This window comes from Bradyrhizobium sp. CIAT3101 (assembly GCF_029714945.1).
In the GTDB taxonomy this organism is placed as follows: Bacteria; Pseudomonadota; Alphaproteobacteria; order Rhizobiales; family Xanthobacteraceae; genus Bradyrhizobium.
Map to the genome: position 1 here is coordinate 7,369,684 of NZ_CP121634.1, position 16,024 is coordinate 7,385,707.

Sequence of the window (16,024 nt, forward strand, 5' to 3'; positions counted from 1 at the left end):
ATGCATTGCGAAATGCGTGTCATGAGATAAACGCGAGAAAGAGAAGTTCGTACAGAGGCCTTGTATTTGAATGGTGATGTCATGTAACATAAGAACATGTAATAGATGTTATTTTGTAAAATTTGTAAAAATATAGGTCAGCCTATCTGTCCTTAATGCGTCTGGAGGTCTGGAAATGCCCGCTGAGTCCGGGAAAAAGCTGTTCGTCGGTCCACGCTTCCGGCGGATCCGTCAGCAATTGGGGCTGTCCCAGACCCAGATCGCCGAGGGGCTCGGGATCTCGCCGAGCTATGTCAATCTGATCGAGCGGAACCAGCGGCCGGTGACGGCGCAGATCCTGCTGCGGCTGGCCGAAACCTACGATCTCGATCTGCGCGACCTCGCCACCGCCGACGAGGACCGCTTCTTCGCCGAGTTGAACGAGATCTTCTCCGATCCGCTGTTCCGCCAGATCGACGTTCCCAAGCAGGAGCTGCGCGACCTCGCCGAGCTCTGTCCCGGCGTCACCCATGCGCTGCAACGGCTCTACGCAGCCTATGCCGAGGCACGCCAGGGCGAGACGCTGGCGGCGGCCCAAATGGCCGACCGCGACGTCGGCACACGCTACGAGGCCAATCCGGTCGAGCGCGTGCGCGAGCTGATCGAGGCCAACCGCAATTATTTCCCGGAGCTCGAGCAGGCGGCCGAAAACCTGCGGGACGAATTGGACGTGCCGGCCGAAGGGCTCTATGCCGCACTCGCGGCACGCCTGCGCGAAAAGCATTCGATTCAGACCCGGATCATGCCGGTCGACGTGATGCGCGAGACGCTGCGCCGTTTCGACCGCCATCGCCGCCAGCTCCTAATCTCTGAACTGGTCGATCCGCCCGGCCGCGCCTTCCAGCTCGCCTTCCAGCTGGGCTTGGGTGAATGCGCGCAGGCGCTTGAAACCATCATCGGCCGCGCCGGTCCACTCGACGACGCGCCGCGTCGGCTGTTCCGCATCACGCTCGGCAATTATTTTGCAGCAGCGGTGATGATGCCCTACCCGGCCTTCCTCGCGGCTGCCGAAGCGCTCAACTACGATATCCACGTGCTGGCGCAGCGCTTCAATTCCGACTTCGAGCAGGTCTGCCATCGCCTCACCACGCTGCAACGGCCGAACGCGCGCGGCATTCCGTTCTTCCTGCTGCGCGTCGACAATGCCGGCAACGTCTCGAAGCGCTTTTCCTCGGGCACATTCCCGTTTTCGAAATTCGGCGGCACCTGTCCCTTATGGAACGTGCACTCGACCTTCGACACGCCCGATCGCCTCCTGAAGCAGGTGATCGAGCTCTCCGACGGCACGCGCTATTTCTCGATCGCGCAGATGGTGCGCCGACCGGTGGCACCGCACCCGCTGCCGCAACCGCGCTTCGCCATCGGCCTCGGCTGCGAGATCCGCCACGCCGCGCGCCTGACCTACGCCGCGGGCATGGATCTGGAGAAGACGGAAGGCACGCCGATCGGCGTCAACTGCCGGCTCTGCGAGCGCGAAAACTGCGCCCAGCGCGCCGAGCCGCCGATCACGCGCACGCTGATTTTGGACGAGACGACGCGACGGGTGTCGAGTTTCGCGTTCTCGAATGCGCGGGAGTTGTGAGGAGCTCGGCGTTAGGCGGCACACCTGCACTACCCCTCGGTGTCGTCCCGGCGAAGGCCGGGACCCATAACCACAGGGCATAGTTTGATGAGACGTCGTCGTTGTACGTCCTTTGGTACGACGACCACCATTCACCGATAGATCACGCGGTATGGGTCCCGGCCTTCGCCGGGACGACCCGCGGAGAGATCTCGCGTCCAATCCCTACGCCAGCGTATGCACGATCACCGGCCCCGCCGCGGCACTCGCATGCCCTGCCAGCAGCGAGCCAAGATCCTTTTCGATCCAGGCGATCGCGCGCCTATTCGCTTCCTCGGCCTGCTCGAACTTGTCGAAGATGGAGATCGCGGTCACCGTGTCGTCGCCGGCATAGACCACGTAATAGGCCCTGAAGCCGTCGACGTCGCTGATGATCGGAACGGCGCCGTCCTTGATGCGGCGCGCCAGCTCTTCGGCGCTTCCGCTCTTGGCCTTGGCCTGACGGATGGCGGCATACATGGCATCCTCCCTTCCGGCTCGTGATGTGGGGCATGGTGCCCGGCGGCATGTTACGCCGAAGCGCGCGGCCGATCTACGGCTTGGTTAACCCTGCCCTAATCTCCTCCCGCGATCTGCAACCAACGATTAAGCACGCCTCAACATCGCGGCCTTAGTCTCGCCTCACTCACTTTTCGCAAACAACGGCAGCCTATCCTGCCGCGTGAAGTGACATCAGGGGGTTCATCATGCGCATTGCGTTGCTGCTGACCGCGACCATTGTCGGCGCGCTCTTCGCCCATCCGTCCAACGCCGGCTCGCTCGACGTCGCGTCCGCCGATGCCGCGAAGGCGCTGCCGCCCGGCTTCCAGAGCTACCGCGGCTACATGTTCGACGTGTCGGAGAATTCCGATCGCAAGGACGTCGACAAGCTCACCGAGAACCTGAAGCAGCAGATCGACGTCGTCGAAGGTGCCGGGTTCTCCCCGCGCGTGCTGCGCTTCTTCCGAACCGTCCCGATCATCGCAAGCGAGCTGGCCTGCCTCGACGAAGGCGCCGCGACCGCGTGCTACGGCCGGGTCACGCCGGACATCCAGCGCACCACCCCGCGGACGCTGACGGTGTGGGACCACGACAAGCAGCGCTGGACCAATCCGAACGCCGTCGACCTCGCGGTCGATTCCGGGCTCGGCGTGATCATGGTCCGGCCGGACATGATGCGTTACGAGAAAGAGGCGGTGCTGCTCCACGAGATGCTGCACGCCTATCACGCGCGGCTCTTGCCGGACGGTTACGCCAACAAGGGCGTGATCAGCTATTACGCCTATGCCAAGTCCAAGGATTTCCTGCCCAAGGAAGCCTATGCGCTGAAGAACCACATGGAGTTCTTCGCGGTGACCGCCAGCATCTTCCTGGCCGGCAAGAGCGAATTCCACGATCCCAAGACCCGCGAAGCGCTCAAGGAGAAGATGCCGGACTATTACAAATATCTGGTCGGCGTGTTCGGCTTCGACCCCGATCCGGCAGCGGCTTCGGCCGGCCCGGTCGCCTCGCTGAAGTAAGGCCGACACGGCGCACCTCGCGCCAAGCCAATGCCAAAAGCCGCGCGACATGCGCGGCTTTTCTGTTTTGGGTAACGGAAGCTGCGGATGACGCCCGGGCGGCAATTGCCAAGGTGGGGCCCGATCTGCATAGTCCCGCCGCATCGATTGGGACTGTTTCGAAGAGGATAGAAGACATGGCGGACGCCGACCTGGATGTCGTGATCCGGCAACTGGCCAGACAGCTGCAGACGGGCCTGATGACCCGCGCCAAGGAGCGGCGGGATCGCTTCAGCGGCCTTGCGGCCAAGGCCAAGGGCAAGGAGACCGGCGCCCGCTTCAAGATGATGGCCAAGGCCACCATGGAACAGGCCACCGCCGCCGCCAGGCGCCTGCAGATGTCCGCCGACAACGTCGCCGACAGCTACGCCCGCGCCATGCGGCTGGCCGCCAGCACGCCCATCGAGGTGAAGGCCGAGAAGCCGGCCAAGGACAAGCCTGCCAAGGACAAGCCGGCGAAGAAGGCCGCGAAGGCGAAGAAGGCCAAGAAGGCGAAGTAGGCGCGCATTCCTCCTTCTCCCCTGTGGGAGAGGGAAAGCGAAATTTCACCGCCGCGGTGTCGAGACCTGGGTCGGCTCGGCGTGGGCAAGCTCGGCGAGTTTGGCGCGCGCGGCGTCGCGTGCGCGGCTGTCCTTGCCGGACGGCAACGCAACGGCGGCTTCGAAATCTGAGCGGGCATCGTCGGCCTGGCCGCGGGCGAGGAACGCAAGGCCGCGATCGAGGCGCGCCTGTGCATCCGTTGGATCGAGGCGGACGGCTGTGCTGTAGCTCAAAATCGCGCGGTCGAGATCGCCCTTGGCGGCGAGCGCGAGGCCGCGCTCGTGATAGGGCACCGCCGGCTTGGGATCGAGCGCGATGGCCTCGTCAAAATCGGCAATCGCAAGGCCCAGATCGCCGTTCCGACGGTACGCCTGCGCGCGGTCGCGATAGAGCGAGGCGCGGTTGGGATTGAGGTGGATGGCTTCGTTGAAATCGGCGATCGCCCGGCCGTTGTCGCCGTGGCGCAGCGCGATCCGCCCGCGCCCCTCATAAGCAAAGGCGATCAGGGAGCCACGAAACGGCGAGAAGCCGATCACGGCCGAGCAGATATCGGGCTCGTCCTCATCGCCGCAATTCACGACCGTATGCGTGGACAGGCCAATGGCCACGCCCAGGACGATCAACAATGGCACGGCAGCTCTGGTCATCTTCGACGGTGTCCGGCGACGAGCCGGCCACGCATCCCCTTTCGAAGGAACACTCTCGATCAGGTGTTAACACCGGCTGGGCCTGCCCTGTGTGCGCCAGGTCACAAACTCAGCCGGAATCGGCCTGTTTCGCATCAGCCCCAGGGACCACGAGAAGGACCAGTTGAAGGACCACGGGAAGACGAACGGCCCCACGGGCCCTGCGGCGGATAGTTCTCGTTGGCGCCGACCGACGGCGCGGCTTGCGAGCCGAGCTCGGCCGCAAGTTGCTGGAGCGCCGCGATGCGGTTCTGCGTCGAGGGATGGGTGGCGAAAAGATTGTCGACGCCATGACCCGACAGCGGGTTGATGATGAACATGTGCGCGGTCGCAGGATTTCGCTCGGCATCATAGTTCGGCACCTGATGCGCGGCGCCCTCGATCTTCACCAGCGCCGAGGCCAGCCACATCGGCTGGCCCGCGATGCGCGCGCCGAGATTGTCGGCGGCATATTCGCGCGTGCGACTGATCGCCATCTGCACCAGCATGGCACCGAGCGGCGCCAGGATCATCATCAGGATCGAGCCGACGATGCCGGGGCCGTTGTTGTCGCGGTTGCCACCGAAGAACATGCCGAACTGCGCCAGCATGGAGATGGCGCCGGCGATGGTGGCGGTGATCGTCATCAGCAGCGTGTCGTGATTCTTGATATGCGCGAGCTCGTGCGCGATCACGCCGGCGAGCTCCTCGCGGCTGAGCTGGTTCATCAGGCCGACGGTGACGGCGACGGCGGCATTCTCGGGATTGCGACCGGTCGCGAAGGCGTTGGGCTGCGCCTCGTCCATCACGAACACGCGCGGCATCGGCAGGCCCGCGCGGCCCGCAAGCTCTGCAACCAGCCCGACAAGTTCCGGCGCACTGTGACGGTCGACCTCATGCGCGCCGTACATCGAGAGCACCGCGCGATCGGAGTTCCAATAGGTGAAGAGGTTGGTCGCCGCCGCAATCACGAGCGCGATCATCGCGCCGGTAGCGCCGCCGATCAGATAGCCCACGCCCATGAACAGGGCGGTGAGGCCTGCGAGAAGCATTGCGGTACGCAGGTAGTTCATGGCCGTCTCCCGAAGCGGCCGCGGGCAAAACCTCTGGCCGGCCCCCCGCAAGTATGACCGCGGCGGGCTGCTGCAAGGTTCGTGCGTCGCCCGGCCGCAGATTCATCTGCGTTGCCGCCAGGCTTTCACGCGTCGCTAAACCTTGACCGGGATTTGCGCAAAAACGCGCGCGGACGCTTAGCGACCTGGAAAGTGCAGCGTCGGCTTAATCCACGGTCACCGGGCACGCTGCGCGGCCCTTGCGCATTGACCGGTTCCGTTGGCCTCCCGCCCGCAAGGTGACTGTCATGGCAGACCGCTCACGCGCCGCTTCCGTCGACCCAGGATCCGCTGCTTCCTCCCAGGACACCAAGGCTGACGCAAAGGGATTACAGGACGCGCTGCACGAGCAGCTGTTCGCCAATGACGAGTCCGGCCATACGCCCGACGCGCAGACGTCACAGGAACCGACGCGCCGCTGGCCGCATCTGCGGCGCGGCGCCAAGATCGCGATCGGGCTCGCCATCATTGCCGTGTTCGGCTGGCTGCCGCTGCGCGCGGTCTGGGAAAATTCGAGCGTCGAGGCTGTGCTGAACTCCCGCATCGTCACGCTACGCGCGCCGATCGGCGGACGCGTGTCGGCGGCCCAGCACGTCACCGACCAGGCCAAGCTGGACGCCGGAACCGTCGTCCTGCGCGTTGTCAATTCGCGCGGCGACCGCACCCGGCTCGACGATCTGCGCCGGCAGAAATCACGCCTGGAGAACGAGCGGCCGAGCCTCGCCGCCAAGCTGGCCTCGGCGCAATCGGCGCAAAAGGATCTGGCGCGACAGGCCGCGCAATTCCGCGACGGGCGCGTGCTCCAGTTGGAGGCCCGCATCGCCGAGATCCAGACTTCGATCGAGGCCGCGGCGGCGCGGCGGGACGAAGCCAGTGCCGCGGTCGAGCGCGCGTCCTCGCTGGCGAAATCCGGCAATGTCTCGACGGTCGAGCTGGCACGGCTGACGCGCGAGCTTTCGGTGTCGCAGCAGACCGAGCTCGGTGCACGCAAGCGGCTGGATGCGGCCAAGGTCGAGCTGACCGCGGCACAGAACGGCTCGTTCCTCGGCGACAGCTATAACGACCGGCCGAGCTCGGTGCAGCGCGAGGAGGAGATGCGCCAGCGTGCCGGCGACCTCGAGGCCGATCTCACACGCACCGACACCGAGATCGCCTGGCTCGGCAACGAGATCATCGTCGAGGAGGTCCGCTTCGCCGATCTCTCCGAGGCCAACATCACGACGCCCGTCGCAGGCCGCGTCTGGGAGATGATGACCTCGCCGGGCGAGGACGTGCAGGCCGGCCAGCCGCTGCTCAAGGTGCTCGATTGCAGCGGCGCCGTCATCACCGCCAATGTCACCGAGAGCGTCTACAACCGCCTGCAGCTCGGCGACAGCGCCACCTTCGAGCCGAACGATAACGGCGCACCGATCTCGGGCACCGTGGTCAACCTGACCGGCGCGGCCGGTGCGCCCGCCAATCTTGCCATCAATCCGGATGCGCTGAGCAAGGAGCCCTATCGCGTCACCGTGGCGCCGCGCGATGCCGCGTCACACGCCTGCACCGTGGGACGCACCGGCCGCGTCGTGTTCAATCGACCCGAGACCGCGTCGTGATGACGGCACTGACGCCCGGCCTGATCACGCTCGGCGCTTTCATGGCGATCGTGCCGCTGCTCAGGCGCGACAGCACGATGGCGCGCTCGTTCCTCGCCATCGTATCGCTCGTTTTCCTGCTTCGCTATCTCGCCTGGCGTATCACGGCGACGCTGCCGCCGCCGCACCTGACGGCGGATGCGATCATCGGCTATCCCTTCATGCTGCTGGAGGCGATGTCGCTGGTCGCGGTCGCGCTGTCGCTGCTGTTCCTGAGCCGGACCATCGACCGCACCAAAGCGGCCAGGATCGACGCACGCGCCAAAGATCCGCACGCGCCGCTGATCGACGTCTTCATCTGCACCTACAACGAAGAGCGATCGATCCTCGAGCGCACCATCATCGGCGCGACCGGCATGGAGTACGGCCATTACCGCGTCTGGGTGCTCGACGACGGCCGGCGGCCGTGGCTGCGGCGGCTTGCCGGCGAACTCGGCTGCGAATATCTCACACGACCCGACAACCACCATGCCAAGGCCGGCAACATCAATCACGCCCTCAGGCACGTCGGCGCGCTGCCGGAGCGGCCGGATTTCGTCGCCATTCTCGACGCGGATTTCGTGCCGCGGCCCGACTTCCTCGCGCGCACCATCTCGTTGATGGACGATTCCAGCGTCGGCGTGGTGCAGACGCCGCAGCACTTCATCAATCCCGACCCGATCCAGACCAACCTCGCCGCGACCGACGTCTGGCCCGACGAGCAGCGCTTCTTCTTCGACATCCTGATGCCGGCAAAGGACGCCTGGGGCGTCGCCTTCTGCTGCGGGACCTCGTCCCTCATTCGCTATGAGGGTCTGGTGCGGATCGGCGGGTTTCCGACCGACTCCGTCACGGAAGACTATCTGGTCACGCTGCGCCTGAAGGAATACGGCCTCACCACGATCTATCTGAACGAACGGCTCACGATCGGGCTCGCGCCGGAGGGACTGAAGGAATACATCACCCAGCGCGCGCGCTGGTGCCTCGGTTTCATGCAGATCATCCGCGGCCGCAGCGGACCGTTTTCGCGAGTGTCGAAACTCGCCTTCATCGACCGGCTCTCGCTGGTCGATTCCTTCATGAGCTGGTCTGCGGTCTACACGTCGAAAGTGGCGGGCCTCATCGTGCCCTGGCTGTTCCTGCTGTTCGGCATCAAGGCGGTGCAGGCCGACCTGACCGAGCTGTTGCGCTTCTTCCTGCCGTTCTACGTCTGGCACAGCCTCACCATGGCCTGGCTGTCGCGCGGCCGTTCGCTCGCGATGATGACGGACGTGTCGCAACTGATCGCCGCGCCTGCCGTACTCAAGGCCGTGGCGGCCGGCCTGCTGAAGCCGAAGGGGCACAAGTTCAAGGTCACGGCGAAGGGCGGCGACCGCGACAGGCGATTTGTCGAATGGCCGCTGCTGCGGCTCTATGGCAGTGCGCTTGCGATCACGCTCGCGGCCATTGCCTATGCCTTCATCCTGCATCTGCGCGGCGAGAACATCGCCTATGGCGGACTGGCACTGGCCTGGAGCCTCTACAACGCCTTCATCCTCGCCGTGGTCTGCTTCGTCTGCATCGAGCAGCCGCGCAAGCGCAAGGCGGAGCGCTTCGATCGCAACGAGGCCGTGCTGCTGCGCCAGGACGGCAGGTCGCACCTGGCGCGGCTCGCCGACATCTCCATCACCGGCGCGCGGCTGATCGATCCCGATCCGGCCGCGCCCCGGCAGCACGATCGAATGCCGCATCTACGGCCGGTCGATCGCCGCGATCGTGGTCCGGCGCACCACGGATGGATTCGCGGTCCGGTTCGAGGAAGGCATGGATACGCGCGTGCACGCGATCCGGGCGTTCTACGCCGGCGAGTATGTGCGGGCCTATCGCGGCGTCCGTGCGCTTCCGGTCGGAAAAGCGCTGCTGATGCGACTGTTTGGCTAACTCGCATTCCGCGCCCCGCATGGCATGGAAAGGATGGCCCGAGGCCGTCACTTCACCTAGACTTCGGCCGAATCCACGCCTGCCCCTCCCCCCGCCGGAACCCCTATGGTCCAGACCCGATTTGCGATCGCGGCCGCCGCTCTGTTCGCGCTCTCCCTTCCCGCCTCCGCCCAGTTCGTGCCGCCGCCCGCGAAGCCCGCCGCGCCGAAGGCCACGGCGCCGTCGCCGCGCGCGGCGTCGTGCCACAATGGGCAAAACTTCGATCGCTTCCTCGCCGACGTGAAACAGCAGGCCGTCGCCGCCGGCGTGTCGCAGCGAACGATATCGGAGGCTGCGCCCTACCTCGTCTACGACCAGGGCATCGTCAATCGCGACCGCGGCCAGCGCGTATTCGGCCAGCTCTTCACCGAATTTGCCGGCCGCATGGCCGCGCCCTATCGCATGCAGAACGGCCAGCAGCACATCAAGCAACACGCGGCCGCGTTCGCGCGCGCCGAGAAGGAATACGGCGTGCCGCCGGCGGTGATCGCCGCGTTTTGGGGCCTGGAGAGCGATTTCGGCGTCAACATGGGCAATCTGCCGACGCTGAAATCGCTGGTGTCGCTCGCCTATGACTGCCGCCGCTCGGAGATGTTCGTCAACGAGACCATCGCCGCGCTGAAGGTGATCGACCGCGGCGATCTCACGCCCGATGAGATGATCGGCTCATGGGCCGGCGAGCTCGGCCAGACGCAGTTTTTGCCGACGCATTACGTCAACTACGCCGTCGATTATGACGGCGACGGGCGGCGCGATCTCCTGCGCAGCGAGGACGACGTGATCGGCTCGACCGCGAACTACATCGCCAACGGCTTGAAGTGGCGACGCGGCGAGCCGTGGCTGGAAGAGATCAAGGTGCCCTCGAACCTGCCGTGGGATCAGACCGACCTCAGCGTGCAGCTGCCGCGCTCGAAATGGGCGCAGTTCGGCGTCACCTATCCCGACGGCCGGCCGCTGCCGAACGACAATCTCGCGGCATCCGTGCTGCTGCCGATGGGGCGCAACGGGCCGGCCTTCATGGCGTATGCGAATTTCGCGGCGTACACCGAATGGAATAACTCGCTGATCTATTCGACCACCGCGGGCTATCTCGCCTCGCGCATTGCGGGCGCAGCCCCCATGCGCAGACCGGCCGGACAGGTCGCGCAACTGCCGTTCAACGAGCTCAAGCAATTGCAGCAATTGCTGGTCCAGGCCGGCTTCAATGTCGGCAAGGTCGACGGCGTGCTGGGCCAGCAGAGCCGCGTCGCCGTGAAGGCGATGCAGATCAAATACGGCCTGCCGGCCGATTCCTGGCCGACGGCGGAGTTGCTGGCCCGCATGCGCGGTGGCACGGCCCAGGCCCAGCCCCAGGCGACAGTGCGGTAGAATTTTCGCACTGCACAAGCGACGTCGGCGATTGTATTATTCCATGACGCTCCCATGTGAGTGGCTCAGGTTTTCTCCTGAGAATCTCCCACCATTGAAGCGAGCATCACATGTCCTTCTACGACGCCGTCGTCCCCGCGTATCTGCAAATGCTGAACAGCCTGAGCGGCCTGCTCACCAAGGCTGAGGCGCATTGCGCGGCCAAAAAGATCGACCCGAGCGTCCTGCTCGGCTCGCGCCTCTTCCCGGACATGCTGCCGTTGTCGAAGCAGATCCAGCTCGCCAGCGATTTCGCCGCCAAGGGCTGCGCCAGGCTGACCCATAGCGAGGTGCCTTCGATGCCCGACACGGAAAAGACGTTCGAGGAGCTGAAGCAGCGGCTCGCCAAGACGATCGACCACGTGAAATCGTACAAGCCGGAGCAGTTCGAAGGCGCCGACGCCAAGGACGTGACCTTCCCGGCAGGCCCGGACCGGACCATGACGCTCAAGGGCCAGCAGTTCTTCAGCGCGGTCTCGCTGCCGAACTTCTATTTCCACGCCACCACCGCTCACGGCATCATGCGTCACAATGGCGTCGAGATCGGCAAGCGCGATTTCCTCGGCGCGAACTAATTTGGGCGATCCGCGCGGCCGTGGCGGTGGAATCCCGCTGCCGCGGCCGAAATAGCGCATGAAATATGCTGCGCGGGGCCTGCCGCGCAGCTCGCCTGCACTTTCCGTATGGCTCGTCCCTTGCGCTGATTGTCGCAATGCACAAGTGTTCCGGACCTCTCAACCCCTGGAAGCACCCAATGAGCCGTCCGACCAAATTGTTTGATACCTATAAGCTCGGCCCGATTACGCTGGCCAACCGCTTCGTGATGGCGCCGCTGACGCGCAACCGCGCCGCGCCCGGCACCTTCGTCCCCGGCCCGCTCGCGGCCGACTATTACGGCCAGCGCGCTTCCGCGGGCCTGCTGATCACCGAAGCGAGCCAGATCTCGCAGCAGGGCCAGGGTTACCAGGACACTCCCGGCATCTATTCGAAGGACCAGGTCGCGGGCTGGCGCACGGTCACCGACAAGGTGCATGAGAACGGCGGCAAGATCTTCATCCAGCTCTGGCATGTCGGCCGCATCTCGCATGTCGACCTCCAGGCGGGCGGCGCAGCCCCGGTGGCGCCGAGCGCGATCCGCGCCAAGGGCAAGACTTTCGTGAACGGCACCTTCGCCGACGTCTCCGAGCCCCGTGCGCTCGAGCTCTCCGAAATTCCGGGAATCATCGACGACTTCAAGCGCGCCACGAAGAACGCGCTGGAGGCCGGTTTCGACGGCGTCGAGATCCACGGCGCCAACGGCTATCTGCTCGACCAGTTCGCCAAGGACGGCGCCAACAAGCGTACCGACGCCTATGGCGGCTCCATCGAGAACCGCGCCAAGCTGATGCTTGAAGTGTCCAAGGCCATCGTGGCGGAAGCCGGCGCCGACCGCACCGGCATCCGCATCTCGCCGGTGACGCCGGCCAACGACATCGTGGATTCCAATCCGCAGGCGCTGTTCGATCACATCACCGACGGTCTCAGCGCGCTGAAGCTCGTCTATCTCCACGTCGTCGAAGGCGCCACCGGCGGCCCGCGCGATTTCGCACCGTTCGACTATGCGAGCCTACGCAAGCGCTTCTCGGGCGCCTACATCGCCAACAACGGCTACGATTTCGATCTCGCGACCAAGGTGCTCGACGCGAACGCGGCCGACCTGATCGCCTTCGGCAAGCCGTTCATCTCCAACCCCGACCTGGTCGAACGACTGAAGACGGGTGCAGCGCTGAACGATTGGGACAAGAACACGTTCTACGGGGGCGGCGCCAAGGGGTACACGGACTACCCGGCGCTGGCCGCGGCGAAGTAAGGCTGCATCCTCCGCCAGTGCGAGAAGCCCTTGCGGGACGCCAGAAACAAAAAGGCCGGGATCGCTCCCGGCCTTTTTTGTTGTCCGCAGCCGGCTCAAGCCGCGTAGCGGTTGAACTTCGACTTGGAGATCGAGGTGGCAGCGACATGGACGTGCTGCGCCAGCTCGGCCTCGGCACGCTCCTTGGTCCAGCGCGTCGTCGGCACCGAAATATTGATCGCGGCAACCGCCCGGCCGTGCTCGTCGATGATGGGAGCCGCGACCGAGATGTCGCCCATCACGGTCTCGTTCATGATGACGGCATAGCCGCGCCGGGCGGCGACGCGAACACGCTCCAGCAACGCCTTCGGGTCGGTCAGGGTGAACGGCGTCAGCGGCACGAGCGACGTACGTTCGAGCAGCGCGAGACGCTCCTCCTCCGGCAGCGCCGACAGGATCGCGGTGCCCGACGCCGTGAAGAAGGTCGGCAGCCGGCTGCCGATCACGATATCGATGTTGATGAGATGCGCGCCCGGAAAGCGCGCCACGAAGACGACCTCATGACCGTCCAGTTCGTGCAGGTTGGTCGTCTCCCCGAGAGAGCGGCTGATCTCGAGCAGATAGGGCGATGCCCGGTCGATCAGGTCGTTGGCCTTGAGATAGCTGTGCGAGAACTGGAGCACCTTCGAGGTCAGTCCGTAATTGCGCGTGCCCTCGATCCGCTTGAGATAGCCGAGCGTCTCGAGTGTGTAGACCAGGCGCTGGGTGGCGCTGCGGTCGAGATCGGCGGCGCGCGCGATGTCAGCGAGCGTCATGTAGCGCTGCGGGCCGTCGAAGGCATGCAGGACCTGGAACGCCTTCTCGGTCGAACCGACGAACAGGGACGAGCGCTCCGGCTCCGCGCTCTTTCGCTCGGTCTTCCCTGAGCTGCGGGCCTTGGCCGCCTTCGCAGGCCGGCTGCCGCCCTCGCGGCTGCTACGCGCCATGCTGCCATCCTCTCACCCGATGCCCTCCGAAATCGCCAGTTGCCGGCCGAGCTCGGCGCGAAGCGAGGCGACCAACGCCGGCGCCGGCTGCACCAGCGGCGCGAGCATGCGCGGCGCCTCGACGCCAACGAGATCCATCACCGCCTTCATCGGTCCCGGATTGGTCTCGGCGAACGCCATGTTCATCAGCGGGATCAGGCGGCGATGCAGGCTCAAGGCCTCCGCCGTCCTGCCTGCCGTCGCCGTCTCGAAAATCTGGCGCCAGGCGTGCGGCAGCAGGCACGCAGTGACGATGATGCCGCCCTTGGCGCCCGCCGCGAGATGCAGCGGGAACAGGCTGTCCTCGCCGCTCAGCACCGCAAAGCTCTCGTCGACACCGGCCACGACCTGGAGGAAATGGTACATGTCGAGATTACAGGCTTTCATGCCGATGATGTTGGGATGCCTGGACAGCTCATGCAGGATCTTGGGTTCGATCGCGATCCGGGTGCGGTAGGGAATCTCGTAGATCAGGACGGGCACGGGCGAGGCATCGGCATAGCGCAGGAAATAATCGCGAATGCCGACCTGAGTCGGATTGGTGTAATATGGCGTAAGTACCAGCAGGCCGTCCACGCCCTCGGCCGCAAATTCCCTGCCCGCCTGCAAGGCGTCGTGGAAGCCCGTGTCGAGCACGCCGGCGATGACCGGCCCCTTGCCCGCCATCGCCTTCACCGACAGCCCGGCCATCTTGATGCGCTCGGCGCGTGCGACCGCGCCGTACTCGCCGGTGCCGCCAAGCGGCACGACACCATCGATGCCCTGCTTGTTGAGCCAGGCGAACATGGCCGCGACCGCGCCGGCATCGATGGTGTCGTCGGCGTTGACGGGGGTCGGAATGGCCGGGAACAGGCCGCGGAGACGATTGGCAGTGAGCATGGTGTGAGCCCTTGGTTGGAATGCGGAGAGGCTATCTCGCGGCGGCACGCCGGCGCAGGCGTTCGGCAACGAAGATCAGGAGCCCCATGAAAACGAACAGACAGGTCGAGACAGCGGCGATCGCGGGCGAGACCTGGAGCGTCACCTCGTCCCAGAACTGCTTTGGCAGCGTCGCGTTCAGGCCGCCTGTCGCAAACAGCGCGATGGTGAGCTCGTCGAACGAGGTCGCGAAGGCGAACAGGAACGACGACATCATGCCCGCGGCGAGGATCGGGAAGGTGACGTAACGCAGCGTCGCGATCGGGCGTGCCCCGAGGCTCTGCGCGGCATGGTCGAGCCGCGCGTCGTAGTTGCGCAGCACCGCCATCATGGTCATCACCACATAGGGGACCGCCACGACGGTGTGCCCGAGAATGAGGCCGACGGCGCTGCCGACGAGGCCCATGCGCGCGAAGACATAGAACAAGCCGACCGCGATGATCATGCGCGGCACCACGATCGGCGACAGGATGAAGGCGAGCCACGCCGCCTTGCCGGGGATTTCGCTGCGCACCAGCAGGAACGCGGCCGGCGTGCCGATCAGCATGGCGAGCAATCCCGTGCCGACGCCGACCATCAACGAACGCAGCAGCGCCTGGGTCCAGACCGGCGAGTTCAGCACGGTCTCATACCAATGCAGCGTGAAGCCCTGCGGTGGCCAGTTGAGGCCGCCGCTGCCGAACGACAGCGGGATCATCAGCAGGGTCGGTGCGCTGATGATGAGCAGCATGGTCCAGACGAAAGCCCGCAAGCCGAGGCCGGCCTGATCGGGATTGCGGTCGCGACGGCGTGACGGCATCATCAGGATGATGCGGTCGGAAATCACACCGAGCAAATTGAGGAGCGCATCGCCGGCCTTCTGAAGCGGGCCCGACAAAGGCGACGGTGCCGCATTGCGCGGTGCGGATGCGCCGGTCATGGTCGACAGACCGAGAAGCCTGTCATAGGCGGCAAAGACGACGAGGACCACGACCAGCAGCAGCACCGATATCGCACCCGCAAAACCCCAGTTCATGGTCTGCTGGACCTGGTCGATGATGAGCTGCGTGATCATGGTCTCGCGACGGCCGCCGAGCAGCGCGGGCACGATGAAGAAGCCGATCGCGGTGACGAACACCATGATCCCCGCGGCGGCGACGCCCGGCAGCGACAGCGGAAAATAAATCTTCCAGAACGCCATGCCCGGCCGCGCCCCGAGGGTTGCGGCCGCGCGCGGCAAGGTACGATCGATGTTCTCCATCACCGAGAGCATGGTCAGCACCGCGAGCGGCAATAGCGCATTGACCATGCCGACGAGCACGCTCCCGAAATTGTAGAGCAGGCTCGCTGGGCTCGAAATGATGCCGAGTGAGATCAGCAGCTTGTTGATGACGCCGTTGCGGCCGAGCAGAACGATCCAGGCGAAAGCGCGGACCAGGAAGCTGGTCCAGAACGACAGCAGCACCCAGAATAGCAGCGTCGCCTTGCGCTCCTTGTCGACGATCGAGATCAGATAGGCGATCGGATAACCGGTGACGACGCAGACCAGCGTGGTGACCAGCGAAATCTTCAGCGTGATCAGGAGAACGTCGAGATAAACGGACGAGGCAAAGAGCTGGCGGTATTGCGCCAGCGTGAAGCCGGCATCGCCGTAGATGCTGAGCAGCAGCAGCTGGCCGACGGGATAGATCAGGAACAACACGAGTAGCAGGACCAACGGCGCGCCCATCGCGACCCGCGTCAGGGCCAGATTTCGCTGTATCGCGCGCAGACCGGCCAA

At 65.2% G+C, this 16,024-nt stretch carries 13 protein-coding genes and 1 pseudogene; 8 read left to right on the forward strand and 6 right to left on the reverse strand.

From position 1 onward, the window contains the following. Positions 1–175 precede the first annotated feature (175 nt). Positions 176–1,621, forward strand: coding sequence for a short-chain fatty acyl-CoA regulator family protein (locus QA645_RS34415; protein ID WP_283045669.1), 1,446 nt, complete (start codon positions 176–178; stop codon positions 1,619–1,621). A 204-nt stretch (positions 1,622–1,825) separates the two neighbouring features. Here the strand turns inward: QA645_RS34415 and QA645_RS34420 are convergent, their stop codons facing one another. After that, complete coding sequence (locus QA645_RS34420; RefSeq protein ID WP_045005289.1) at positions 1,826–2,119, reverse strand: antibiotic biosynthesis monooxygenase; 294 nt, start codon at positions 2,117–2,119, stop codon at positions 1,826–1,828. A gap of 227 nt (positions 2,120–2,346) precedes the next feature. On the opposite strand from QA645_RS34420, the gene QA645_RS34425 reads away from it, so the two are divergent. Together QA645_RS34425 and QA645_RS34430 are read left to right on the forward strand one after the other, a co-directional pair. After that, positions 2,347–3,159 (forward strand): hypothetical protein, encoded by an 813-nt coding sequence (locus tag QA645_RS34425; protein ID WP_283045670.1) that lies wholly within the window; start codon positions 2,347–2,349, stop codon positions 3,157–3,159. A 176-nt stretch (positions 3,160–3,335) separates the two neighbouring features. Continuing rightward, positions 3,336–3,698 (forward strand): hypothetical protein, encoded by a 363-nt coding sequence (locus QA645_RS34430; protein WP_254192269.1) that lies wholly within the window; start codon positions 3,336–3,338, stop codon positions 3,696–3,698. A gap of 45 nt (positions 3,699–3,743) precedes the next feature. Here the strand turns inward: QA645_RS34430 and QA645_RS34435 are convergent, their stop codons facing one another. Continuing rightward, entirely contained in the window at positions 3,744–4,385 is a 642-nt protein-coding gene (locus QA645_RS34435) for a tetratricopeptide repeat protein (protein WP_283045671.1), read from the reverse strand. A 134-nt stretch (positions 4,386–4,519) separates the two neighbouring features. Beyond that, positions 4,520–5,476 carry a zinc metalloprotease HtpX gene (gene htpX / locus QA645_RS34440; RefSeq protein ID WP_283045672.1) on the reverse strand — a complete coding sequence of 319 codons (957 nt, stop codon included), beginning with the start codon at positions 5,474–5,476 and terminating at the stop codon, positions 4,520–4,522. Positions 5,477–5,763: 287 nt separating this feature from the next. On the opposite strand from htpX, the gene QA645_RS34445 reads away from it, so the two are divergent. The 5 genes and pseudogenes from QA645_RS34445 (at position 5,764) to QA645_RS34465 (ending at position 12,343) form a co-directional block, all read left to right on the forward strand. Continuing rightward, positions 5,764–7,110, forward strand: coding sequence for an HlyD family secretion protein (locus QA645_RS34445; RefSeq protein WP_283045673.1), 1,347 nt, complete (start codon positions 5,764–5,766; stop codon positions 7,108–7,110). Then, positions 7,107–9,048 (forward strand): annotated as a pseudogene (locus QA645_RS34450) (glycosyltransferase). Before QA645_RS34445 ends, QA645_RS34450 begins: the two are co-directional and overlap by 4 nt. 105 nt (positions 9,049–9,153) lie before the next feature. Beyond that, positions 9,154–10,455 carry a lytic murein transglycosylase gene (locus QA645_RS34455; RefSeq protein WP_283045674.1) on the forward strand — a complete coding sequence of 434 codons (1,302 nt, stop codon included), beginning with the start codon at positions 9,154–9,156 and terminating at the stop codon, positions 10,453–10,455. Between the two features lie 110 nt (positions 10,456–10,565). Next, complete coding sequence (locus QA645_RS34460; RefSeq protein ID WP_283045675.1) at positions 10,566–11,069, forward strand: DUF1993 domain-containing protein; 504 nt, start codon at positions 10,566–10,568, stop codon at positions 11,067–11,069. 179 nt (positions 11,070–11,248) lie between these two features. After that, positions 11,249–12,343, forward strand: a complete 1,095-nt coding sequence (locus QA645_RS34465; RefSeq protein WP_283045676.1) for an alkene reductase — start codon at positions 11,249–11,251, stop codon at positions 12,341–12,343. A 95-nt stretch (positions 12,344–12,438) separates the two neighbouring features. Here the strand turns inward: QA645_RS34465 and QA645_RS34470 are convergent, their stop codons facing one another. From QA645_RS34470 to QA645_RS34480, 3 genes are read right to left on the reverse strand one after another with little or no spacing between them, the layout of a single operon-like run. Further along, positions 12,439–13,308: an IclR family transcriptional regulator gene (locus QA645_RS34470; RefSeq protein ID WP_283045677.1), complete on the reverse strand. Its 870-nt coding sequence runs from the start codon at positions 13,306–13,308 to the stop codon at positions 12,439–12,441. Positions 13,309–13,320: 12 nt separating this feature from the next. Next, positions 13,321–14,226, reverse strand: coding sequence for a dihydrodipicolinate synthase family protein (locus tag QA645_RS34475; RefSeq protein ID WP_283045678.1), 906 nt, complete (start codon positions 14,224–14,226; stop codon positions 13,321–13,323). A 31-nt stretch (positions 14,227–14,257) separates the two neighbouring features. Further along, positions 14,258–16,024: an ABC transporter permease subunit gene (locus QA645_RS34480; RefSeq protein ID WP_283045680.1), complete on the reverse strand. Its 1,767-nt coding sequence runs from the start codon at positions 16,022–16,024 to the stop codon at positions 14,258–14,260.